The organism is Vibrio sp. 10N.261.52.C2, assembly GCF_041471425.1.
Taxonomy (GTDB): domain Bacteria; phylum Pseudomonadota; class Gammaproteobacteria; order Enterobacterales; family Vibrionaceae; genus Vibrio; species Vibrio crassostreae_C.
On sequence record NZ_JBFROH010000032.1, the window covers coordinates 257,559 to 280,562 of the forward strand.

The window sequence follows — 23,004 nt, forward strand, 5'->3', positions numbered from 1 at the left end:
TGATGCCAGCATCCTTTGTTGGTTGGGTATCTTCCAGTGATATTATTTATAATTGGATTCTGGATATGCACCTTCATCGTAAGTGTCTGTTATTGTTTTCAAAAAATCAAAGTAATGTTAAATGAAATTACTGATACGTGAGAGTGGAAGGAATAAATGTGCAACAAAAAGGGACACACTTTTCAGTATGTCCCTTTCCTTTGTTTAGCAAGATTCGAGTTTTACGTTAAATAGCCAATGGCATTTCGTTTGAGTGGTCAGGTTTACGATTAACCCAACGTAAACCAAGCATAGCGATGAATGACATAGCAATCATCAGGCAACCGAGTGGCAGTTGGTCTTGAGCTGGGAAGAACGATGCCAATAGTGTTGCGATGCCAGCACCTAGATTTTGCATACCACCTAAAATCGCACCTCCAGTACCAGCGTGGTACGGGAATGGCGAAAGTGCCCCTGTTGTTGCTGCTGGGAATAATATGCCAGCGCCCAAGAAGTAAATTGTGGCACCGCCAATCAAAGTTAATGCTGTTGTTTGACCAAACAGACCCGGTATCAATACCACTGTTGAGCCTACCAATATCGCAACCAGACCAACATTCAATGCACGGCGCTCAGAGCGACGTTGTGCGATGTAACTAGATAAGCCTGCACCGACTAAGTAACCTGGAATAGGCAAGACAAACAGCAAGCTTACTGTGGTTGCCGGTAAGCCAAGTACGCCACCAAGCAACACACCTGCCGCTGCTTCAAATACGGCTACACCAGCAAAGGTTGCGACTAATACCAATAAGAAACCTTGGAAACGTTTATCAGACAGAACGAACTTGTAGCTGTTGGCAACCGATTCATGCTTGCGTCGTTCTTTCGGCAGTGTTTCCATCATGCTCGTCATCATAGTGATCACAACAGCAATACCAAACAGCGCAAGGAATAAGTAGCTAGAACGCCAGCCGAAAACTTCTGTTAGGTAACCACCCAGTACAGGAGCCATCAATGGTGAGAAAATCACACACATGCTAATCAAGCTGTTTGCACGGTGCAGCTCTGCGCCTTCAAAACAGTCGCGAGTCAATGTACGAGACATCGCACCACCACAACCGATGCCCAAACCTTGGATAAAGCTGCCCGCTAAGAACCATTCATATTCGTGAGCGAACAATGCCACCAAAGTACCGATGATGTAGATGATCAAACCAATCACGATGATCGGTTTACGACCTAGGCGATCTGAAAGTGGGCCGTAAACAAATTGCGACAGACCATAAGGGATCAAGTAACACGCCATCACTGCCTGCAGTGAAGATGCCGAAACTAAGAACTCACCTGCCATATGACCGATAGAAGGCACGTACATCGTTTGAGTCATTTGACCTACGGCAGTCAGAATAGCGATTAAAAAGGTAAGTTTCGCTAATGGAAACGAGGCGGACATTTGCGTATCTCTCCAAAAATTAAGACGTAAAAAGCCTTAGCGCTCCATTAAAGGAGAGCCAAATGAATAAAGTGTTCAGGGAATCTAGGCGCGAGATATTAGAGCTTGATTGCGGGCTTAGCAATCAAAAAGTGTGAAGTTGAGTAAGATAAAAATCTATGACTTGGATTATAAAAACTAATCCGAAATTGCTGCATTTTAAAGAGGGAGAGGGTGGAGTGGGCTTCCTTTAAATATCGATGTTCTGGCTATGTCCAAAGCGCTAAAACCTAAGCAACACAGCCAATGATTATATGAGTACATCATTTTAAATCACAGAAAAAAGGAAGAAAACACGCTCTATTAACATTTGTATAAACTTTCGTTTTATATGTAAGCAATTTGTGCTGTAATTATCCGCTAAGCTATTCGTCTAACTTGTTTACATTTTGTACAGCAATTCGTTGTCGATGTGATAGTTATGGTTATGGAAGTCTTTTGGCTTAAATAAGGATATTAAATGCGCTCTCTATCGGTACAGTGGAAAATAACCCTCTTAGCAGGTTGTTGTTTAATCATTACGTCACTGTCTCTTATTGGTTTCTCGATCTACAACGCGACGAGCAATCAACAAGTCATCAAATCTCAAAGTTCAGAATCAGTTATCAATAAAACTCAGCAGTTGCTGGCGTCTGTTTCTCAGCTTAATGCTCAAGAAACTCAACGTTATGTAGACGAAGCTATTTACCGCGCAGAAATGCTTGCGGCCAGTGCTCAGTTTCTAAAAAACAATGCAGACGAAAACTTTACACCAAGTGAAGAGCTTCGTACCGCCTTGGATGAAATGGTTCGTCGCTCGGTTTTAAACTTCGACTCTATTCAAGGAGCGTATCTAGTTTTCAAGCCTGACTTGCTCGATAGTGAAGATGCGAATTATGTCGATGCTGATTATGTTGGTTCTAACGAAAAAGGTCGTTTTGCTCCTTACTGGAAGGTGGCAGATAACGGTGAAAATGTTCTAGCGAACGTTCTTTCAGAATCTATCTTGAATGATGACAGCAATAGCGAACGTTTTTACTGTCCTTTGTCTTCAGGGCAAACGTGTATTAGTACGCCGAGAGTCGTGAACAGCGGTGGTGTAGCACTACTTACGTCCTCTATTTCAGTCCCTATTTTGGTTGACGACGTTGCTATTGGTTTTCTTGGTATTGATCTAAGACTTGATGGTTTAACGAGTGTGATTACTCAATCTGACCAGAGCTTGTTTAACGGTGCGGGTAAAGCTTACGTGGTTAGTCTAGATGGTTCGGTCATCGCTTCTGATGATTCAAGCATTGCAGTCGGTTCAACTTTCCAAAGTGGCAATACAAACAGTGATTTAATGACCGACTTTATCTTTGGTGGTGAAGTGACAACGCAATGGAGCGAGAACGGTGAGTGGTTACTTGCCTTTGCACCTGTTGTTGCAGCTAACCAAACTTGGGGTGTGTTGTTCGAGATTCCAAGAGAGAGCGTCGTCGCTGATGCCAACAAATTGGATTCCATCATTAGTACTAAGCTAAGTGAAGGCATCAAGACGGAAGTAATTGCAGGTACCGTATTCATTTTGTTCGGCTTAGCCATCATCGCATTTGCTTCCCTTTCAATTGTGAAGCCTATTCGACAAGTGGTTGAGCGACTTAATGATATTGCTTCTGGTGAAGGTGATTTGACACAGCGTTTGGAAGTGAAATCTCAAGACGAAATTGGTCAGCTATCTAAAGGGTTCAACTTATTCTTAGACAAGTTACAACACACGATCAAAGAAGTTATTCACACCACTGAACAAGTGGCGAGTACGACAAGCCAGGCTAAAGCATCGGCATCAAGCACCAGAGAAAGCAGTGAATCTCAATTTAAAGAAGTCGATCTTGTGGCGACAGCGGCCGAAGAGATGACTCAAACTGCGGGCTTAGTGGTACAAAATGCAGAAGTGGCCGTTGATGCAGCGTGCGAAGCGAATCGTTCTGCTCAACAAGGGCAACAAGTCATCGAACTTTCAGCCGGTGAAATGAGAAAGCTGGTGGAGCGTATGTCGAGTGCTGTTCCTATTGTTGAAGAATTGGCAAAAAATAACGGAAACATCACAGAGATCTTAAGTGTGATTGAAGGGATCTCTGAGCAAACTAACTTACTGGCATTGAATGCGGCGATTGAAGCGGCTCGTGCTGGCGAACAAGGTCGTGGCTTTGCGGTTGTTGCGGATGAGGTAAGAAACCTCGCAAGTCGCACCCAGTCATCGGTTGGTGAGATCAGAGCGGTGATCGACAAGGTTCATGCTGGAACTCAAGATGTCGTTGAAGCAATACAAGAAGGCAATATCCTAGCTAACGATACAGCATTACACGTTCAGAAAGCAGTTGAAGATCTGGGGTCGATCTTTACTTCTATTGAGGCGATCAGTGATATGAACAGTCAGATCGTTCGAGCAGCCGAAGAGCAACAATCGGTTTCCGGTGAAGTAAATCAAAGCGTGGTTAATATTCGCGATTTGAGTGCGAAGATCTTGGAGCAAGCCGCGGCTTCTGAGCAAGTCGGCAATGAAATTGACCAACTGTCTCAACAACAACAGAAGTTGGTCAATCAGTTCAAGGTATAAGCATTAAGCCTTAACCAGTTCTTGAATAGAAAAAGGGACAAATGAAGATTTCATTTGTCCCTTTTTTAATTGTTTATTTAGAGGCTAGGCAATAACCAGCGGTTGACGCTGCTTACTCTTCGATAAACCAGTAGCCTTTGTTGACCAATTCAGTCACGACAGTTATGCCCGAAGGAGATAGGGCAGTAGCCGAGGTAATCATGGTCTCATCGCAAAGTATGTTGAGTAACGAAGAATCCGCTTCATCAACCTTAACCACTTCGCCATTGATGTAAGCAGTGTTGCTTTCATTTTCGTGGTAGAGCGCCTTTAAGCCTGATACTCGGTGAATCTCACCTTCAGACTCTAAGTGTTGAGCGATCTCTTCTTGAGTCCATAGTGGCTCTGGAGCAACGATATCAAGCTGGTGGCGTGATTGGCTTAGCAGACAACCCATGAATTCACTGATGGTTTCAGGTTGCTCTAGTGCAGATTTCAACATGTCTGTGAGATTGCTTAAATCCGATGAACGAATTTTTCCGTAGCCATCTTGCGTTTTGAATTCTGGATCGTGAAGATGAACGTCACCCATATCATGTGCAAGTACAAAATCGGCAAAGTTGCTGATCAGTTCTTGTTCTTTAGGCGAGCGGTAGCCAATAGAGTAGCTCATTGACGGCTCTAACGTGTTCCCTTCATGTGGGAAACCTGGTGGGATATAAAGGATATCGCCCGGCTCTAAAGTTTCATCGATGATTGGGTCAAAACCTTCAATTTGACGAAGTGCAGAAGCTTGGACAGTCTCTTTATATTGGCCAACATCTTTAGCGCCAACCTTCCATTGACGTTTGCCTTGACCTTGAATGATGAAGACATCGTATTGATCAATATGTGGGCCTACGCCGCCTTCAGGTGCTGAGTAGCAGATCATGAGATCGTCGAATAACCAGTTTGGTAACGCTTGGAACGCCTCAGTCAGTTGATTTGCGCCTTGGTGCCAGTGGTTCGCTGCTTGAACGATCAGCTGCCAATGAGTTTCGGTTAACTCGCCAAATTTTTCTTCAGAGAATGGACCGTGTTCTGCAGTCCACTGATTGTCGAGGTTAGAGACAAAGCGAGAATCCACTTCTTCTTCCATCGATAAACCAGCAAGTTCTTCCGGCGAAATTGGGTCGACGAAGTTTTGGAAGCCACCCTTTAAGATGGTTGGTTTTTTATGCCAGTAGTTTTCAAGAAACTCGGGCATAGAAAAGCTAAGTTGGTACATGTGAATCCTGTATATTTTTATGCTAGATGCTAGATGCTAGATGCTAGTTTGGCTTGTAAATCTTGCTGGACAATTTTGATTGCTTCTAACGCGACTTTTGGATCGATTTCGTTGCTTTCGAGCAGATAGATCAGGTCGACAGCTAATTTAACTTCTTCTGGTGCGTTATCCAGTGGTGATGGTGTGTTATCAGTGTTCATTTCGCTTAGGGTTCTCTAAGTTAATCAGTCTCTCAATATTTTTCATTGAGTCTTCACAGCGTTCTAATCGCTCTTTTGCTAACTGCCAAGCCTCTTCCGCTTTTTTCTTACTGTGGCGAGGCGCAGAATCAAACGCTAACTTTCTTACTCGGACTAAATCGATCAATCGCTTTTGCCAGTCTTGGTGCTGAGCGAGTTCGTTGTATAGGTCGTTAAGGGTTTTCCCTGACTTACTTTTTCGGTCCAAGCGTAAATCGTGGTTGGCTAACTCTCTTTGGATTGCTGCAATCTGATTTGTCAGCTTTTCTGTCAGGTAGTTGGCTCTGGATGCGGTCAGTTGATTTGTGGTTTGTTCACGTACAATGGTGCGGTACGTTGCCTGAGTTTCAAGTGCATAGGGAAGCAAAACAGAGGCGCCACATTTAAATAAGGCTCGGTCAAACAAGGCTTGATGATAAGCTCCTCGAGATTTATCAACCTGCGAGCAATGGCCAATCAAGGTATCAATGACACTTTTTAGCTTTGAAAATTGATTCATCTCACTCCCCGTTGGCTATTGCCTATAAGTTCACAAACCAAGCTTCATATGCCAGTTTAATTGCAAGTACGCTTACTACGGTAACAAACACAGGTCGTATAAATGTAGCACCGAAACGAATAGCAGAGTGAGCGCCAACGAACGCTCCAGCCATCAAACAAAGGCCCATGGTTAAACCTAGAACCCAATCAATATGACCAAGAATCGCGAAGGTCACCAAAGAGGTAAAGTTACTGGTAAAGTTCATGGCTTTGGATAGACCAGAGGCAAGTAAGATGTTTAAGCGATAAAGCGCCATAGAGCTTACCGTCCAAAACGCGCCAGTTCCTGGGCCAGCAACCCCATCATAAAAGCCAAGAATGAATCCTTGGTACTTTTGTTTTCTCTTAAGCACAGGGCATGGCTTAGGAGACACATTATGGCTCACATCTGGAGTCTTATGAAAAATGGTATAGACCGCTGCGGCAAGAATGACTAACGGCAATACCTTCTCTAACCACTCGGTGCTAATGGCATCAACAGTGAGTGTGCCGATGGTCGCACCTATTAAAGTAGATATGAATGCATTGACCCAACACTCAGGCTTGAACAGCTTTTTACGGTAGTAAGTGAATGCAGCTGTAGATGAAGCGAAGGTTGCTGCAAGCTTGTTAGTACCCAATGCGATGTGTGGCGGTAAACCAAGTGACAGTAAAGCTGGAACGGTTAACATCCCTCCGCCACCTGCGACAGCATCAATAAAGCCTGCTGCAAATGCAACCAGAGCAAGTATGACCAACATGGTTGGCTCAATCATTTCCATAAATAGCTAGTGTTCTCGTTATCGGCTGATAGGGCAGCCACATGAAAAATCTATGGATTAGTCATGTTGGGTTGTGAATGCAAGGGCCTAGCGATGAAGGCCCATAACTACCTCAAGGGCAGGGGATATTAGTATTTTATTGTTCTTTTAAAAGGCGGTAGTGAATCGAGTAGGGACTTTCCGTATCGCTTCGTTACTATGCGTCTATCAAGGATCGTGACTTTACCAGAATCTCTTTCCTTACGCAGTAGTCTACCCACAGATTGAATAAGCTTTTTACTCGCATCTGGAACAGTAATCTGCATAAAAGGGTTACCACCGCGTGATTCAATATATTCTGAATGTGCTTGCTCTACGGGAGAGGTAGGAACACCAAAAGGAATCTTGGTAATAACGAGGTTTTCAAGAAGCTCACCCGGTAGATCAAGACCTTCAGAAAAGCTGCCAGTTCCAAAAAGAACGCTGGTTTTACCTTGGTCTATTAGCTTTTTATGTTTTTTTAGAATTTCAGTTCGTGAAGTATCGCCTTGAACCTGCAATGCCCACGACTTTTTAACGAAATCTGTTGTTAAAGCCTCTGCAACTTTGTTCATTTGCCAGTAAGAAGAGAATAGAACGAGATTGGCTTTTTTGTCTTCTATTACCTTAGGCAAAATTTCAATAAGATATTCGGTAAACTTAGGTGCTTGTGGTTCGTACTTCATTGCCGGAACGATCAGCTCAGCTTGATTCTGGTAATCAAACGGTGATGCCAAAGCCAAAAACTGTACGCCATCTTCTGCTTTTTGGCTGATACCGGCTTGATGACAGAAAAAGCTGAAAGAGTTGAGCGCCCTCATGGTCGCAGATACTAATACGGCACCCACACAGCGGCTCCAGATTTGTTGATCCAGTTGCCAACCCACCTCTAGTGGCGAAACATTCACAACGAAATCGCCTTCGCTTTCTTTGTTAAGTTCGAGCCAACGAGCCAAAGGAGCGCCTTTTTTTCTCTTCGGTTCAGCCATTAAGCGCCAAACTTGAGCAAGGTTCTCTGTTCTTTGTATATAGAAGCCAATTTCTGCCAGTGCCGGCTCTGCAAGCTTTGCTGAAAGCTCGCCGTCTTTAACTCGTTCCGCAATCAGGTCTGCAATCTTCGCAACTGCTTGGCTCGCCTTTTGTGTGAGTTGCTTGAGGTCTTTTGATTCATTCTCAAGCCACTCAGGTAAGTCGCCATGTTCGAAGCGATACAAGCCGTCTTCAAAGTGGTTAGCGTCAAACTGTTTACTCATTTGAGTCAGGGTAGGGATCAGCTGTTGCACTGAGTCTTGCAGCTCATTTCGAAATCGATGGACACGTTTCTCGTCAGCGAGGCCTGAAAGCTTAGTGATTGATTGATTCAAACGCTCCAACCACGATGCTGCGCCTTTTAAGCTCGCAGCCGCAGAAGAGTGATCTCTGGCTACATGCGGTAAATGGTGAGCTTCATCGAATATATAGATGCTATTTTCTGGCTCAGGCAGTATCACACCGCCGCCTAAGTCAGCATCTGCCATCACTAAACTGTGATTGGCGATAATCACGTCTGCTTTATCTAGCTCTGAGCGCGCTTTTTGGAAAGGGCAGTCTCTATGAGTAGGCATACTGTTATTACAGCTGTGCTTATCACTAACAATCATCTGCCAAATCATGTTGTCGATGGGTTTTGGCCACGAATCGCGGTCACCATCCCATTTACCTTGGGTTAGGCTTCGATACATGGTTTGAAGTTGCTCGATATCTTTCTTCTTTGGCTTAGATTCGAACATGGCTATTTGTCCGCCATCAACCCCGCAGGCAGCGGCTAGCTTTTCGGAGCAACAATAACGCTGTCTACCCTTCGCTAATATGAAAGAAAACTCTCGATCAGTCAGTCTTCTATATAGAGGGAGATCCTTATTGACGAGCTGTTCTTGTAGCGCAACCGTCGCCGTCGATATGACTATTTTTCGATTATTGAGCACAGCGACAGGAATAGTAGCCATTAAATAAGCCAGTGATTTCCCGATCCCTGTCCCGGCTTCTGCAACGATCGTGCGATTACTTTTGTGGTATTGACCACAAAGTGTCTTCGCTATTTCTGCAACAAGGTAATTTTGAGCACGTCGAGGTACAAAGTTGTCCAACTGATCTTGGAGGTTTTGATAACTGGTGCGAATAGATTTTTGAATTTTAGTAGTTAGCATACTGTGACCTACGTAACGGAGCGAGGATAGTAGCACATATCACTAGTCGGTACATTTACGGTGAAATAGCTTGCTTTTGAATCAAAGGTAGATCTTGTTCACAAAAAAAAACTGAACCATCAGGAACTTAACTATTTTATTTATGTTGCGAAATATAAATATTAAAAAAGACTTGCTTGTAGGTGTTAAATCCTGAGATGTGGCGTTTTTACAAGTTGTTTGTGGTGTTAAATGCTGTTTTGTTCTTTTTTTGGATTATTATATTTCCTGATAAAACTAAGGATAAGCTGCTCGTAAAACAATGAAAAAAAATGTAAGTGGTTGATTTTGATTGCTTTGTGTTTTTTTTAGGTTTGTTTTTAGTTTATTTGACACGCAGGATAATCTTTTGCAATCTAGACCTCGAAATTTAGTGACGGTGATTAACCAACAAAGAGTGGTAATGACCAGTCATAAAAATAAAAGGGAACCGGGCAAGGATCTCCCATTCTTAGAAAAGGCAGTGGATTTATTATGAAAAAGACTCTATTAGCACTAAGTGTTATGTTTGCAGCAACATCGGCACAAGCAATCGAAATTTACAACCAGGAAGACTTATCTGTTAACCTAAGTGGCGACATCGAAGTTGTTTACGTTAAAGGTTTTGCAAAAGATTCAGAATTCCAGCAAGAAATTCAAGATGCTGACTTTGGATTTGATGTTCGTTATGCGCTTAATGACGAGCTAACTTTTGGCGGTTATTGGGAGTTTGATGGAGCATCTGGTGAAGTAACTGGCGGTTCTTCAACATCTGCAGATGTTGGTGATGTCTATGTGGCTTTATATACTCAAAACTACGGTTCTGTGAAGGTTGGTCGTACGTGTGGCGCGCTAGACGATGCTGGTGTTGGTTCTGATTACCAGTTTGGTGTGAGCTCTTTCTTCGAAAATGGTAGTGAGTTCTGTCAAGATGAAATGATTCGTTATGATATCGATACAGGGACATTCTATGCTACAGCATCTCTTGCTCAAGATGAGAATGACAGCACAGATGCTCTTGGCAAAGATGGAGCGTATTACGATCTTAAACTTGGTGGTCGTGTAGCTGATTTTGATTTCACTGCATACTATGGCTACGCAGAATTGGAAAAGATGGCGCCTGGCGCGGACGACGCTATTTGGGCATTAGAAGCTCGTTTCTCTGGCGTTGAAAGCTTGAATCTTGAGTTGGGCTATTACGCGACAACAATGGATACAGGAGTTGTAAAAGTAGATGCAGATACTATCGCTTTTGCTGCTGATTACACTATTGATGCAGTAACTATCGGTGCTGGCTACAGCACTTCTGATAGTGACAACAATGACAATGACGCCGACAACTGGTTTGTAAATGCTGGTTACGGCTTTGCTCCGAACACTACGGCTTACATTGAAGTTGGTGGTACAGACCAGAAAAACACGGACACTGGTGTTGCTGTAGGTGTTAAAGCTAGCTTCTAATTGAGTTTAGTTAAAAACTTTCTTATAAAGCCACCTCAGGGTGGCTTTATTTATTTTTACAGTTTAATATTTCATATAATAATTACTTAATTATTTTTGGCAACGTGCCTGATGAAAGGAGTCAATCTCTGTGATGTTTAAAAAGCAATTATTCTTTGTTTTAACTATGCTCGCATTTTCTGCACATGCTATAACTCTGGTTCCTAGCAAAGGTGTCTCTGTTCTTTACATTAATGGTGTAGAGGCTGATTCTAAATTGGGGACGAATATAATAAGAAATGGTACGACTCAAGTTGTTGTCCGAATGGACAAAGAAGTTGGTCGTGGTAGTGGTAATAGCGTATTTACTTCTAAGCCATATTTATTAACGTTTGAAGCAGGTGGGAATGAAATTAAATTGGATCACCCGGTTGCTCGAAGTAAAAGCGAAGCGGAAAAAGCTTTCAGAAAGCAAAACCCCGATTGGCGTTTAACTCAAGACGGTAACGAACTTGTCTATCAACAAGAGTTACTTCAAGGCAAGAAAGGTCTACTTCCATTTATGGGAATGGACAAGCTTGTAAAAGAACATAACGATCAACGAGGAATCACGTTTGTCGATGGTGCGTTAGTCACTGCCACGACTACTGCGATAGTTCCCTCTCCAGTTACAACTCAATCGGATACTCCGAAACTAGATCTTAAAACTGCCCCAAGCGTTGTGGGAAGTGTTACTCAAAATGTCGAGCAACTTAAAGCTTTGTATCTGAGCACTTCAAAAGAAGACCGTAAAGTATTCCGTAAATGGATGATTGACCAAGAGTAATCAATCTTCACGTACAAAAAAGCGAGACGTAAATCTCGCTTTAATATATTGCTATGAGTTAAATCTCTTTCCACTCACCAGGCTGCAGCTGCCCCACATTCATATTACCCATTGAGTAACGGATAAGACGCAGGGTAGGGAAGCCGATATTGGCTGTCATGCGTCTTACTTGGCGGTTACGTCCTTCAATGATTGTAATAGCCAACCATGTTGTCGGTATCGCGGCTCTGAAGCGTACTGGAGGGGTTCTATCCCACACAACAGGTTCAGACATCACCTCAACCTGAGCGGGCAGTGTCATGCCGTCTTTTAGTTCGACACCTTTTCTCAATTTATCTAAATCTTCCTCAGAAGGTGCGCCTTCAACCTGTACCCAGTAAGTCTTTGGGGATTTTGAGTTTGGTTGAGTTAGCTTAGCTTGAAAAATACCATCGTTGGTCAAGACCATTAACCCTTCGCTGTCGCGGTCAAGGCGACCTGCAGCATAAACGTCTTTCACTGGAATAAAGTCCGCTAGCGTTTTTCTCCCTTCGCCATCTGTAAATTGGCTTAGAGTATCGAAAGGCTTGTTGAACAGAATTACTTTGCGATCCTCGAGTGCTACCTTAGGTTTTGTGTTGGTAGGCTTGCCTTTATATCGGTGCTTGCTTGAGTGAGATTTGTTGTGCGAATTGCCAGTGTTATTCTTATCACTGCTTCGGCTTTGTCTATTACCGCTTTGTTTTAATGTTGCACCAGAACGAGCCGGTTTGTCTGAACGAGATGCGCTGCGTGAGCGAGTAGACATGTTAACTACCTTGCAAAAATGTAAACGAAGTGTGCTGAAAAGTTTTCACTGAAACGGAATTGAGCTATCATTTGCGCGCCTAAAAGACACAAAATAGAACAAGTTGATGGACTCTTAAGCCTGATTTGTTTAATTATACCTTCGTGTTTTATTATAACAACGCACTCACGGATTTGGTTCATGCTGTCATCAAGATTGTATGAAAAATAAGATAGAGTAAGACTATCGAGTAAGCAGTTTTCACTCTTAGAGTGGCTTACTGGTCAATTTATAACACGCTCACTACTTTAAATGAGCTTGTAAGAACTATAGGGAAATTTCATGCCTACTGAAAAACCAACGATCATCTATACCATTACAGACGAAGCTCCGGCGCTAGCAACATACTCTCTGCTGCCTATCATTCAATCTTTTACAGCTTCTTCTGGTATTAACGTTGATACTCGCGACATTTCACTTGCAGGGCGTATTATTGCCAACTTCCCTGACTATTTGAACGAAGAGCAACGTATTGGTGATGCATTAGCAGAACTAGGTGAATTGGCTAAGACACCAGAAGCAAACATTATCAAGCTTCCAAACATCTCTGCATCTGTACCTCAGCTTCAAGCAACAATCAAAGAGCTACAGTCAAAAGGTTACGCTCTTCCTAATTACCCAGAAGAAGCAAACACTGACGAAGAGAAAGCAGTAAAAGCGACTTACGACAAAATCAAAGGCAGTGCAGTAAATCCAGTATTGCGTGAAGGTAACTCGGATCGCCGCGCTCCACTTTCTGTTAAAAACTACGCGAAGAAGAACCCACACTCAATGGGTGCTTGGTCTGCAGATTCTAAGTCGCACGTTTCAAGTATGGACGACAAAGATTTCTTCGGTAGCGAAAAGTCAGTAACCATTGAAGGTGCTACAGAAGTTAGCATTGAATTCGTTGGCAAAGATGGTGCGAAGAAAACATTGAAGCCAGCTTTTGCACTGCAAGATAAAGAGATCATTGATGCGTCAGTGATGAATAAGGCCGCTTTGGTTGCATTCTTCGAAAAAGAAATCGCATCGGCTAACGAGCAAGGTGTACTGCTTTCTCTTCACTTGAAAGCGACGATGATGAAAGTATCTGACCCAGTGATCTTTGGTCACGCGGTTAAGGTTTACTACAAAGACGTATTTGCTAAACACGGTCAGCTGTTTGAAGAGCTAGGCGTTGATGTAAATAACGGCATCGGTGATGTCTACGCGAAGATTGATGCGCTTCCTCAAGAGCAGAAAGAAGCAATCGAAGCTGACCTGCAAGCGGTATACGAGACTCAGCCACCACTAGCGATGGTTGATTCGGACCGTGGCATTACTAACCTACACGTACCAAGCGATATCATTGTGGATGCATCTATGCCTGCAATGCTGCGTTCTTCTGGTCAAATGTGGGATCCAGAAGGTAAGCAAAAAGATACCAAAGCAATGATCCCAGATCGTAGCTACGCGAGCATTTACCAAGCGGTTATTGATTTCTGTAAAGAGAACGGCGCGTTCGATCCAACAACGATGGGTAGCGTACCAAACGTTGGCTTGATGGCTCAAAAAGCGGAAGAGTACGGTTCTCATGATAAGACTTTCATCCTTGAAGCTGCTGGTCAGGTTCAAGTTGTTGACGCTTCAGGCGCTGTGCTTCTTGAGCAAGACGTAGAGGAAGGCGATATCTTCCGTATGTGTCAGGTTAAAGATGCACCAATCCAAGACTGGGTTAAGCTTGCGGTAACGCGTGCTCGTGCATCGGGTGTTCCAGCGGTATTTTGGCTAGATGCGTCACGCGCACATGATGCTCAGCTTATCAAGAAAGTTGAAGCATACCTTCCTGAATACGATACCGATGGTCTTGAAATTAAGATCCTTGCTCCACTTGAAGCGACTCAATACTCACTGGTTCGTATCAAAGAAGGCCTAGATACTATTTCGGTTACTGGTAACGTATTACGTGATTACCTAACTGACTTGTTCCCGATTTTAGAGCTTGGTACATCAGCTAAGATGCTATCGATTGTTCCACTAATGAACGGTGGTGGTCTGTTTGAAACAGGTGCTGGCGGCTCTGCTCCTAAACATGTTCAACAAGTAGAGAAAGAAAACCACCTGCGTTGGGATTCTCTAGGTGAATTCTTGGCACTAGCGGCATCTCTAGAGCACCTGAGCGTAGTAACAGGTAACGCTAAAGCACAAGTTCTAGCTGATGCGCTTGATAAAGCGACGGGTGAGTTCCTTGATAACAACAAGTCTCCTTCACGTCGAGTAGGTGAGCTTGATAACCGTGGTAGCCACTACTATCTAGCGGCATACTGGGCTAAGGCGCTTGCTGAGCAAACGGCTGACGCTGATCTTGCTGCTGAGTTTGCAGGTGTGGCAAGTCAACTGGCTGAAAGTGAAGAAGCGATCGTTGCAGAGCTGAACAACGCTCAAGGTGTGGCTGGCGACTTAGGTGGTTACTACCTACTTGACGATGCATTGGTTTCAACACTAATGCGCCCAAGCTCAACGCTAAACGCGTTTATTGATGCATAGTGATTGGACTCATCGTTAGTCACTCATGAACGTGATTTGCTAACGAGTTGCTTAGGCTGATAGCTAAGTTATAGATAAAGTCAAAACGAAAGACGCTTTAACGATAACGTTAAAGCGTCTTTTTTTGTTCTTTTGTAATACCTCAAAGACCTAGCTTAATAAGAATACACCCGTGAACTAATGGTCTAGTGAGCAACTTTATAGCCCCTAAAACGAAAAAACCGTTCACGTAATCCTGTGTTACAGGTATTAAATGAGCGGTTTCAATATTCTGTTTACCTATCAGCCGTTAATGACGACTGCTGGAGGTTAACATGAGTTGGCAATCGCCTATTTTGCGGCGCTGCCTTCTACAGGAACAACTGAGCTAGCATGCGAGCCTTTAGGTCCACTTTCTACTTCATAGTCGACCTGCTGACCAGCCTTTAAGGTTCGATAACCTTCCATTTGTATTGTGGAGTAGTGCGCGAAAATATCGCCGTCTTCACCTTCTGGACAAATAAAGCCAAACCCTTTGGCATTGTTAAACCATTTTACTGTACCTGTAGCCATGCTATACATCCCTCATGCATTTTGTTACTAACGTTGTTATATCAATTGTTGTAAGTGCGATTGATATCATTCCTACCAGCTAAAGAATTTCAGCTAATAGCTTGAATCTCGTACATTGCTTACGGAAATTAACGCTACCCTGCGTAATTATTCCTTATTGTTAATTTTTGAAGCGTGTTACTGATTTCAATTCATGTTGCAAAAATGTATTAAAAAACCTTTTAGCTCCAATGTAGCTAATGATTGAGCACAGTCAATAGCAAATTGGTATAAAATTGATCAATTTTAATAACAAATCACATTCGAGATTAACTGCAAACTATTAACTAAATAGTAACTTAGCGGTGATCTTATCGTTAGCATCAATAGTTGTGGTGTCTTTTTAATCAATCACATATGTTAATCCTGTTAATCGAGATCTTTTATTTGCAGCGATGGAAATGGTGGATTAGGCTCAGTATAGAGGAATATTTTTTGGTACTGTTTCTCGGTGCAGTTTCTTAGTACACCGTAAAGCGTGAATGTGGTAAATTTGGGTTAGGTAAACACTCACGACTTCCGAAAAATAACCCTTAGCAAAGCGATATGAGCAGAAACTTTGAATGGGCATCTCCAGGCTCAGATTTACTGGAGAAAGAAGCAACAAAAGTAAAGCCACCGGCGATGTATAACGTTGTGTTGAATAACGATGACTACACGCCCATGGACTTTGTAATCGAGATCCTAGAGCGATTCTTCTCACTAGATATCGAAAAAGCAACGGAAGTGATGCTCAAGGTTCATTATGAAGGTAAAGCTATATGCGGCACATACAGTGCTGAAATAGCGGAAACAAAGGTAGCGCAGGTCACGATGTACTCAAAGGAAAATGAGCATCCGCTACTATGTACAATGGAGCAAGTATAAATTGCTCGAACAACACTGTTGTTCCCTTAGGAGGTACTTATGCTAAATAAAGAATTAGAGACGAGTTTAAATGGCGCATTTGCTCGTGCGCGAGACAAGCGACATGAATTCATGACTGTCGAACACCTCCTACTAGCATTATTAGAAAATGATGCGGCCAAGGAAGCGCTCCAAGCTTGTCAGGCTGATCTCGATGCTCTTCGCAATGAGCTCGATATTTTTATCGATCAAACGACCCCACTTATCCCTGAAAGCGACGAAACTCGCGAAACTCAGCCTACGTTGAGCTTCCAACGAGTACTTCAACGCGCTGTTTTTCATGTTCAATCTTCAGGTCGCAGCGAAGTAACAGGTGCTAACGTACTTGTGGCTATTTTTAGTGAGCAAGAATCTCACGCGGCATATCTTCTTAAGAAAAACGACATTAGTCGCTTAGATATTGTTAACTTCATCTCACACGGTATTACCAAAGCGAGCAACGAAGGCGACAGTCCTTCATCATCCGATTCATTTGGTGGTGCAGAAAATGCTGAAGAAGCTAACTCTGAAGACCGTTTAGAAAATTTTGCTACTAACCTTAACGAAGTCGCAAAGCAGGGCAATATTGACCCACTAATCGGTCGTGACAAAGAGCTAGAACGCACTATCCAAGTTCTGTGTCGTCGTCGTAAGAACAACCCTCTGTTAGTGGGTGAAGCGGGGGTAGGTAAAACTGCCATCGCGGAAGGTCTTGCATGGCGCATCGTTGAAGGACAAGTGCCTGAAATCATTCAGAGCAGCGTAATTTATTCTCTAGATATCGGTTCACTGTTAGCCGGAACCAAATATCGTGGTGACTTTGAGAAACGTTTTAAAGCGATTCTTAAGCAACTGGAGAAAGAAGAAGACGCGATTCTGTTCATCGATGAGATCCACACCATTATCGGTGCCGGGGCTGCATCGGGTGGTCAGGTTGATGCGGCAAACTTAATTAAACCACTACTAAGCAGTGGCAAATTACGTTGCATCGGTTCAACAACGTACCAAGAGTACAGCAGTATTTTTGAGAAGGAGCGTGCTTTAGCTCGTCGCTTCCAGAAAATAGATATTATTGAACCATCGCTAGACGATACGACCAAGATCCTGATTGGCTTGAAGCCAAAATACGAAGCTCACCACGAAGTGCGCTACACCAACAAAGCGTTGCGTGCCGCTGTGGAACTGTCAGCTAAATACATTAATGAACGCCACCTTCCTGATAAGGCCATTGACGTAATCGATGAAGCGGGCGCTCGTAGTCGTTTGGCACCTGCAAGCCGTCGTAAGAAAACGGTAAGCGTGGCTGATATTGAGTCAATGGTTGCGAAAATGGCGCGTATTCCTGAAAAGTCAGTATCGTCTTCAGACAAAGATACACTCCAGAAACTGGATGAGCGCATGAAAATGTTGGTATTCGGACAAGACCCTGCAATCGATGTATTGAGTGAAGCGATTAAGCTGACCCGTGCTGGATTGGGTGCAGACAATAAACCTGTTGGTTCATTCTTGTTTGCTGGTCCTACTGGTGTCGGTAAAACAGAGGTGACTGTTCAGCTGTCTAAGTTGATGGGTATTGAGCTTCTGCGCTTTGATATGTCTGAGTACGGTGAGCGACACTCAGTGAGCCGCTTGATTGGTGCGCCTCCTGGTTATGTTGGTTACGACCAAGGTGGTTTGCTAACGGATGCCGTAATCAAGAACCCGCACTCTGTTGTGTTACTGGATGAAATCGAGAAAGCTCACCCAGATATCTTTAACTTGCTACTGCAGGTAATGGATAACGGCACGCTAACTGACAACAATGGTCGCAAAGCGGACTTCCGTAATGTGATTCTAGTGATGACGACCAACGCAGGTGTGGCTGAAACCGAGAAGAAATCGATCGGCCTGATCCAACAAGATCATGCGCCAGATGCGATGGGCGAAATCAAGAAGGTATTTACTCCTGAGTTCCGTAACCGTCTTGATAATATCATTTGGTTCAACAGCCTTGACCCAAGTGTGATTAGCCAAGTAGTTGATAAGTTCATTGTCGAGCTTCAGGTTCAACTGGACGCTCGTGGCGTGTCTTTAGAGGTTTCTGAGGATGCTCGTCACTGGTTAGCTGATAAAGGCTATGACAAGACCATGGGTGCTCGTCCAATGGGACGTGTTATTCAAGAGAAGCTTAAGAAACCACTTGCTAACGAGTTACTGTTCGGTAGCTTGGTTGATGGCGGTACGGTTAAAGTATCCCTGAAAAAAGACGAATTGGATTTCATCTATGTTGGTGCTAAAGAAGAGGTCATGCACTAACGAAGTGATTGATAAATCAAAGGCTTAAATATAAAACGCATGACTTAGGTTGTGCGTTTTTTTATGCTTGCGAGATGCGAGATGCGAGATGCGAGATGCGAGATGCGAGATGCGAGATTGATGTGCTTGTGTAGTAAAAAGCTCAGGCAATAAAAAACGGAGCCTTAAGCTCCGCTTCTTATTGTATTCGCTAATTAAAAATTAACGAGCACGGAAGACGATGCGGCCTTTAGAAAGGTCGTATGGAGTCATCTCAACAGTTACTTTATCACCAGTAAGAATACGGATGTAGTTCTTACGCATTTTACCAGAGATGTGTGCTGTCACTACGTGACCGTTTTCAAGCTCAACACGGAACATTGTGTTTGGTAGAGTATCAAGGACAGTGCCTTGCATCTCGATTACGTCTTCTTTAGCCATCTAATCCTCTTTCGAAATTTGGCGGTTTTCAACGGCTTGATTGTGCCGTTAAAATCAAAATATGTAAAGTTGTCGCGTATTCTACCCTTGCCACCGCTGATTTACTAGCCTTTGATGACGTTGAAATCGTACTTTATAGTTCATCGCAGGGCATTCATCGATTTGATAACCCAAATATAACCATTGTTTTTGTTCTTTCTGGGCATGTTGGATCTGAAATAGAACGCCAAGTGTTCCCATCGAAATGTCTATATCAGGAGCGAAGAAGGTATAAAACGCGCTCGTACAGTGAGCCATGATGTCGGTTACGGCGATACCAACCAACTTGTTCTCATCATAGATGTGCATGAACTTTGTAGTAAGCCACTCATTTTTAGAGAATTGTAGAAACTCTTCTTTCTTGGGTGGGTACATGGTTCCCGAACGGTGACGAGCGGTGATATAGCGACTGTATAAGTCAAACCAGTTGTCATCCATCTCATCTTTCAGTTCCCAACGTAGTGATTTTCCTTTGTTAAGGATCCGTCGTTGGCTTTTGGAAAGCTTAACCTCAGGAATTGAAAGCCGAATCGCTTGGCATGCTGAGCAATTATCGCAATGTGGCTTATAAATGGTTGAACCACTGCGGCGAAATCCATTCGCAAGCAGAACTTCATAGTTATCTGAGGTGTGCATGTGTTCGTCAAGCGTGACCGCCACTCTCTCTTCGAAGTGAGGTAAGTAGCTGCAAGCGTGATTGTCTGTTAATCCAATTCTGATTTGTTGTAAATCTGGATTCATTAAGGCATTTCCTTTAGCCATTGGGTTTTAAAGCATGCATCGTCAACGGAGAACTCTTTGAGTAATTGCAGAGAGCCTAGGAATTCATCCCTATCAACCTCGATAGCGCCCAAGGATTCCAAGTGAGGGTTCATGACTTGGCAATCAATCAGTTGTCCGCCGAATCGGGTAAAGTGTTTACAAAAGTACCACAGCGCAATTTTAGAGGCATTGGTCTTTAGGCTGAACATCGATTCACCGCAAAAGACTTGGCCTCTTTGTAAGCCGTAAAGTCCACCGATCAGTTCATCATCTTGCCAAACCTCAACCGAGTGGCAGAAACCTAATGAAGCGAGTTTGCGGTAGGCTGACTGCATGTCGCTGTTTAGCCAGGTTTCTTCTTCGGGTCTTAGTGAAGAGCAATAACCAATTACTCTGTCCGTCGCTTGGTTGATGCTGACTCGATAATTGTGCTTTCTTTGAAACTTTTTAAGACTTTTTGACGGTTCGAATGTCTTAGGATTAAATACCGCTCGCGGTGCAGGGCTCCACCAAAGTATAGGCTCACCTGGGCCATACCATGGAAATATACCTTGGCTATAAGCGTTTAAAATTCGCATTGGTGATAAATCACCACCGAAGGCGAGTAGACCGTTGGGGTCATCAAGCGCGTCGAAAGGCGAAGGAAACTCTATACTAGTAGTATCAAGTTCGGTTAGGTATATAGTCATAAGTACCGCATTACAGATTAATCACTGACCAAGAGGTCTTTAGGAGTTTTACCATGAAGAAGTTGCTTTGGATTTTACTTGTTTTGCCCATGTTGGCAAATGCAGCTTACAACAGAAACCAAGCTCGACCAGTAAACGAGGTGGTTTATGGTGAGATTGATACGGTCAGATACATCACTCAGCAAGAGATCGTTGAGTCGAAAGCGAATGGTTGGGAAACCTTGTTAGGTGCGGCGATTGGTGGCTTGATTGGTAACCAGTTTGGCGGCGGCACTGGTAAAGAAGTGGCGACAGCTGTAGGTGCAGTAGCAGGTGCGGGTATTGCTCGTAACCGAGGTAACACACAATATAAAGTAGAGTACAAACTGGTCGAGTTATTGGTCAAAACCAAAGACGACAAGTTGGTCAACATTATCCAAGATGTCGATAACTCGATGCTGTTCAACCGAGGCGATGATGTACGAATTCTCTATTTTTCAGATGGTGTTCGAGTTGATCTCGTGTACTAGTATATAAATACGATTGATTGGCTAATTAATCACCGGTTTGGGCCGGATTAGCTCTGGAGTTCGTTGGAAAAGTTCGTTAGTCTGCAAGTACGAAGAATTATTCATCACCCGAAAATAAATACGCACCAGTGACTTCGGGTGGTACAAGGACTATAAGATTTAATGGAAAGCCTTACGTTACAACCAATTCAAAAAGTGAACGGGGAAGTTAACCTACCTGGTTCAAAAAGCGTTTCCAACCGTGCACTTCTTTTGGCTGCACTTTCTACGGGAACCACTCGCCTAACAAATTTGCTAGACAGTGATGATATTCGTCATATGTTGAATGCATTGACTCAGTTAGGTGTTGATTATCAGTTGTCTGCAGACAAAACCGTTTGTGAAGTGACAGGTGTTGGTGGTGCATTCTCAAGTGACAAAGCCCTAGAGCTTTTCTTAGGTAACGCGGGTACGGCGATGCGTCCGTTGGCGGCTGCACTATGTTTAGGTCGCGGTGAATACGTTCTTACTGGTGAGCCTCGCATGAAAGAGCGCCCAATTGGCCACTTAGTAACAGCACTACGAGAAGCCGGTGCCGACGTTGAATATTTAGAGAACGAAAACTACCCGCCATTGAAGATCACAGGTACCGGTTTGAAGAGCGGTACGGTTTCTATCGACGGTTCGATCTCTAGTCAATTTTTGACGGCATTTTTGATGGCTGCGCCTTTAGCTGAAGGTGAAGTGACCATTAAAATTGACGGTGAATTGGTTTCTAAACCTTACATCGATATTACGCTGCACATCATGAAGCAATTTGGTGTGGACGTGATCAATAATGATTACCAAGAGTTTGTGATTCCTACCGGGCAATCTTACTCGGCACCGGGTGATTTCTTGGTTGAAGGTGATGCATCATCTGCGTCATATTTCCTTGCAGCCGCTGCTATCAAAGGTGGTGAGATTAAGGTCACTGGTATTGGTAAAAACAGTATCCAAGGTGATATCCAATTCGCTGATGCGCTTGAGAAAATGGGTGCGGAAATCGAATGGGGTGACGACTACGTTATTTCTCGTTGTGGCGAGCTGAAAGGCATTGATATGGACTATAACCATATCCCAGATGCTGCGATGACTATCGCGACAACCGCATTGTTTGCGAAAGGCACAACGGCAATCCGTAATGTCTACAACTGGCGTGTGAAAGAGACAGACCGCTTGGCTGCAATGGCAACAGAGCTACGCAAAGTCGGCGCTGAAGTGGAAGAGGGTGAAGATTACATTATTGTTAACCCTGTGGCTGAACTGACTCATGCGGCGATTGATACTTACGATGATCACCGTATGGCGATGTGTTTCTCGCTGGTTGCTTTGAGCGATACGCCTGTGACGATTAATGATCCAGGTTGTACGTCAAAGACATTCCCTGATTATTTCGACAAGCTGAAAATGCTAAGTCTATAAAAATGCTTAGTATGTAAAGGTTTAGGAACAAAAAAGCTTGCCTAAGTGGCAAGCTTTTTAATTATTGCTGAATTGTAAATTCTTTCGAAAGGTGGTGCGCTAAGTATTTAAACATGTTAAATACCGCGGTTGTATTCTCTGTCGGCATTCCATTGCTGTCTAAGAAGTATTCACCTTTGAAGACGAGTACATCGTCTTTTTCTACTACGCTGTTTGCGCGCATGCCTTCAATGTAGTCATCATGTGATTGGATAATTTGGTTTGCGATAAGCAGTAAATCAAATTCTGCTATTACTTTCTTTGTCATGAGTTTATCTCTGATAACTGAATATAACGTTGAGTTTATGGTGTCGAACTAGAAATTCAATGATTTCACAACCGATTAAGAGAGTCTTTTCAAACATCCACAATTTATTTTGTGATTTACGGCAAAAATAATTGAATGGGGCTCGCGTTAGATTCGCGGACAAGCTTAGTATGAGCCCGTTTAGACGTAATGCCTGATGAATAGGCTCTTGCAAGTATTCTTAGTGAGTACTTTATAGCTTCTTTATATTGTGACCCTTTTATCTATGAGTCGTCGAATTGTCGAGCGATCAGATCCAATTTTGAAAAAAGCGGTTGATCTTCTAGTAATCTCGCACAATAGTAAAAAAAGAAGCAATGAATTTAGAATATCATGCGTAAAAGCCCACAAGCTAAATTGTTGGTGCT

General features: G+C 43.4%; 20 protein-coding genes. 8 read left to right on the top strand and 12 right to left on the bottom strand.

The genetic code is table 11. The annotated features are described in order from the left end of the window. Positions 1 to 226: 226 nt before the first annotated feature. Positions 227 to 1,432: a multidrug efflux MFS transporter EmrD gene (gene emrD / locus AB4307_RS13590; RefSeq protein WP_017065927.1), complete on the bottom strand. Its 1,206-nt coding sequence runs from the start codon at positions 1,430 to 1,432 to the stop codon at positions 227 to 229. 499 nt (positions 1,433 to 1,931) lie between these two features. Between emrD and AB4307_RS13595 the strand changes: the two genes are divergently transcribed. After that, positions 1,932 to 4,049 (top strand): methyl-accepting chemotaxis protein, encoded by a 2,118-nt coding sequence (locus AB4307_RS13595; RefSeq protein ID WP_050643783.1) that lies wholly within the window; start codon positions 1,932 to 1,934, stop codon positions 4,047 to 4,049. A 112-nt stretch (positions 4,050 to 4,161) separates the two neighbouring features. On the opposite strand, the gene AB4307_RS13600 is transcribed toward AB4307_RS13595, so the two are convergent. The 5 genes from AB4307_RS13600 to dinG form a co-directional block, all read right to left on the bottom strand. Then, a complete protein-coding gene (locus tag AB4307_RS13600; protein WP_102319680.1) occupies positions 4,162 to 5,295 on the bottom strand; it encodes a ribosomal protein uL16 3-hydroxylase in 1,134 nt (377 codons plus the stop codon). 29 nt (positions 5,296 to 5,324) lie between these two features. Then, the gene (gene rsmS / locus AB4307_RS13605) at positions 5,325 to 5,495 is read right to left on the bottom strand and encodes a pleiotropic regulatory protein RsmS (protein WP_017055021.1); all 171 of its coding nucleotides are present in this window, start codon (positions 5,493 to 5,495) and stop codon (positions 5,325 to 5,327) included. Continuing rightward, a complete protein-coding gene (priC, locus tag AB4307_RS13610) occupies positions 5,485 to 6,033 on the bottom strand; it encodes a primosomal replication protein (protein WP_372097852.1) in 549 nt (182 codons plus the stop codon). The genes rsmS and priC overlap by 11 nt, the downstream gene beginning before the upstream one ends. A gap of 22 nt (positions 6,034 to 6,055) precedes the next feature. Then, positions 6,056 to 6,835 carry a sulfite exporter TauE/SafE family protein gene (locus AB4307_RS13615; protein WP_017062114.1) on the bottom strand — a complete coding sequence of 260 codons (780 nt, stop codon included), beginning with the start codon at positions 6,833 to 6,835 and terminating at the stop codon, positions 6,056 to 6,058. A gap of 128 nt (positions 6,836 to 6,963) precedes the next feature. Continuing rightward, entirely contained in the window at positions 6,964 to 9,039 is a 2,076-nt protein-coding gene (gene dinG / locus AB4307_RS13620; RefSeq protein ID WP_372132073.1) for an ATP-dependent DNA helicase DinG, read from the bottom strand. A 513-nt stretch (positions 9,040 to 9,552) separates the two neighbouring features. On the opposite strand from dinG, the gene AB4307_RS13625 reads away from it, so the two are divergent. Together AB4307_RS13625 and AB4307_RS13630 are read left to right on the top strand one after the other, a co-directional pair. Next, entirely contained in the window at positions 9,553 to 10,518 is a 966-nt protein-coding gene (locus AB4307_RS13625) for a porin (protein WP_372082689.1), read from the top strand. A gap of 133 nt (positions 10,519 to 10,651) precedes the next feature. Then, positions 10,652 to 11,323 (top strand): DUF2057 family protein, encoded by a 672-nt coding sequence (locus AB4307_RS13630; RefSeq protein WP_372082754.1) that lies wholly within the window; start codon positions 10,652 to 10,654, stop codon positions 11,321 to 11,323. 58 nt (positions 11,324 to 11,381) lie between these two features. Here the strand turns inward: AB4307_RS13630 and AB4307_RS13635 are convergent, their stop codons facing one another. Next, complete coding sequence (locus AB4307_RS13635; protein ID WP_372082691.1) at positions 11,382 to 12,110, bottom strand: pseudouridine synthase; 729 nt, start codon at positions 12,108 to 12,110, stop codon at positions 11,382 to 11,384. Positions 12,111 to 12,431: 321 nt separating this feature from the next. On the opposite strand from AB4307_RS13635, the gene AB4307_RS13640 reads away from it, so the two are divergent. Continuing rightward, positions 12,432 to 14,657 (top strand): NADP-dependent isocitrate dehydrogenase, encoded by a 2,226-nt coding sequence (locus AB4307_RS13640; protein ID WP_372132075.1) that lies wholly within the window; start codon positions 12,432 to 12,434, stop codon positions 14,655 to 14,657. Positions 14,658 to 14,987: 330 nt separating this feature from the next. Here the strand turns inward: AB4307_RS13640 and cspD are convergent, their stop codons facing one another. Continuing rightward, positions 14,988 to 15,209 carry a cold shock domain-containing protein CspD gene (gene cspD, locus AB4307_RS13645; RefSeq protein WP_004736548.1) on the bottom strand — a complete coding sequence of 74 codons (222 nt, stop codon included), beginning with the start codon at positions 15,207 to 15,209 and terminating at the stop codon, positions 14,988 to 14,990. Positions 15,210 to 15,794: 585 nt separating this feature from the next. Here cspD and clpS point away from each other — a divergent pair. Together clpS and clpA are read left to right on the top strand one after the other, a co-directional pair. Further along, entirely contained in the window at positions 15,795 to 16,115 is a 321-nt protein-coding gene (gene clpS / locus AB4307_RS13650; protein ID WP_004737430.1) for an ATP-dependent Clp protease adapter ClpS, read from the top strand. Between the two features lie 39 nt (positions 16,116 to 16,154). Further along, on the top strand, positions 16,155 to 18,428 hold the full coding sequence (gene clpA / locus AB4307_RS13655; protein WP_017062108.1) for an ATP-dependent Clp protease ATP-binding subunit ClpA: 2,274 nt from the start codon (positions 16,155 to 16,157) through the stop codon (positions 18,426 to 18,428). A gap of 201 nt (positions 18,429 to 18,629) precedes the next feature. Here clpA and infA read toward each other — a convergent pair whose 3' ends face one another. The 3 genes from infA to aat form a co-directional block, all read right to left on the bottom strand. Then, on the bottom strand, positions 18,630 to 18,848 hold the full coding sequence (gene infA, locus AB4307_RS13660) for a translation initiation factor IF-1 (protein WP_001040192.1): 219 nt from the start codon (positions 18,846 to 18,848) through the stop codon (positions 18,630 to 18,632). An 81-nt stretch (positions 18,849 to 18,929) separates the two neighbouring features. Next, on the bottom strand, positions 18,930 to 19,628 hold the full coding sequence (locus AB4307_RS13665; protein ID WP_017062107.1) for an arginyltransferase: 699 nt from the start codon (positions 19,626 to 19,628) through the stop codon (positions 18,930 to 18,932). After that, positions 19,628 to 20,338 carry a leucyl/phenylalanyl-tRNA--protein transferase gene (gene aat / locus AB4307_RS13670; RefSeq protein ID WP_017063504.1) on the bottom strand — a complete coding sequence of 237 codons (711 nt, stop codon included), beginning with the start codon at positions 20,336 to 20,338 and terminating at the stop codon, positions 19,628 to 19,630. Before aat ends, AB4307_RS13665 begins: the two co-directional genes overlap by 1 nt. Before the next feature lie 53 nt (positions 20,339 to 20,391). Here aat and AB4307_RS13675 point away from each other — a divergent pair, with 53 nt between their 5' ends. Both AB4307_RS13675 and aroA read left to right on the top strand, forming a co-directional pair. Then, positions 20,392 to 20,847, top strand: a complete 456-nt coding sequence (locus AB4307_RS13675) for an outer membrane lipoprotein (RefSeq protein ID WP_004736438.1) — start codon at positions 20,392 to 20,394, stop codon at positions 20,845 to 20,847. Positions 20,848 to 21,009: 162 nt separating this feature from the next. Next, a complete protein-coding gene (gene aroA / locus AB4307_RS13680; RefSeq protein ID WP_017062105.1) occupies positions 21,010 to 22,290 on the top strand; it encodes a 3-phosphoshikimate 1-carboxyvinyltransferase in 1,281 nt (426 codons plus the stop codon). Positions 22,291 to 22,351: 61 nt separating this feature from the next. On the opposite strand, the gene AB4307_RS13685 is transcribed toward aroA, so the two are convergent. Next, positions 22,352 to 22,597 carry a YciN family protein gene (locus AB4307_RS13685; protein ID WP_017062104.1) on the bottom strand — a complete coding sequence of 82 codons (246 nt, stop codon included), beginning with the start codon at positions 22,595 to 22,597 and terminating at the stop codon, positions 22,352 to 22,354. Positions 22,598 to 23,004: the final 407 nt, after the last annotated feature.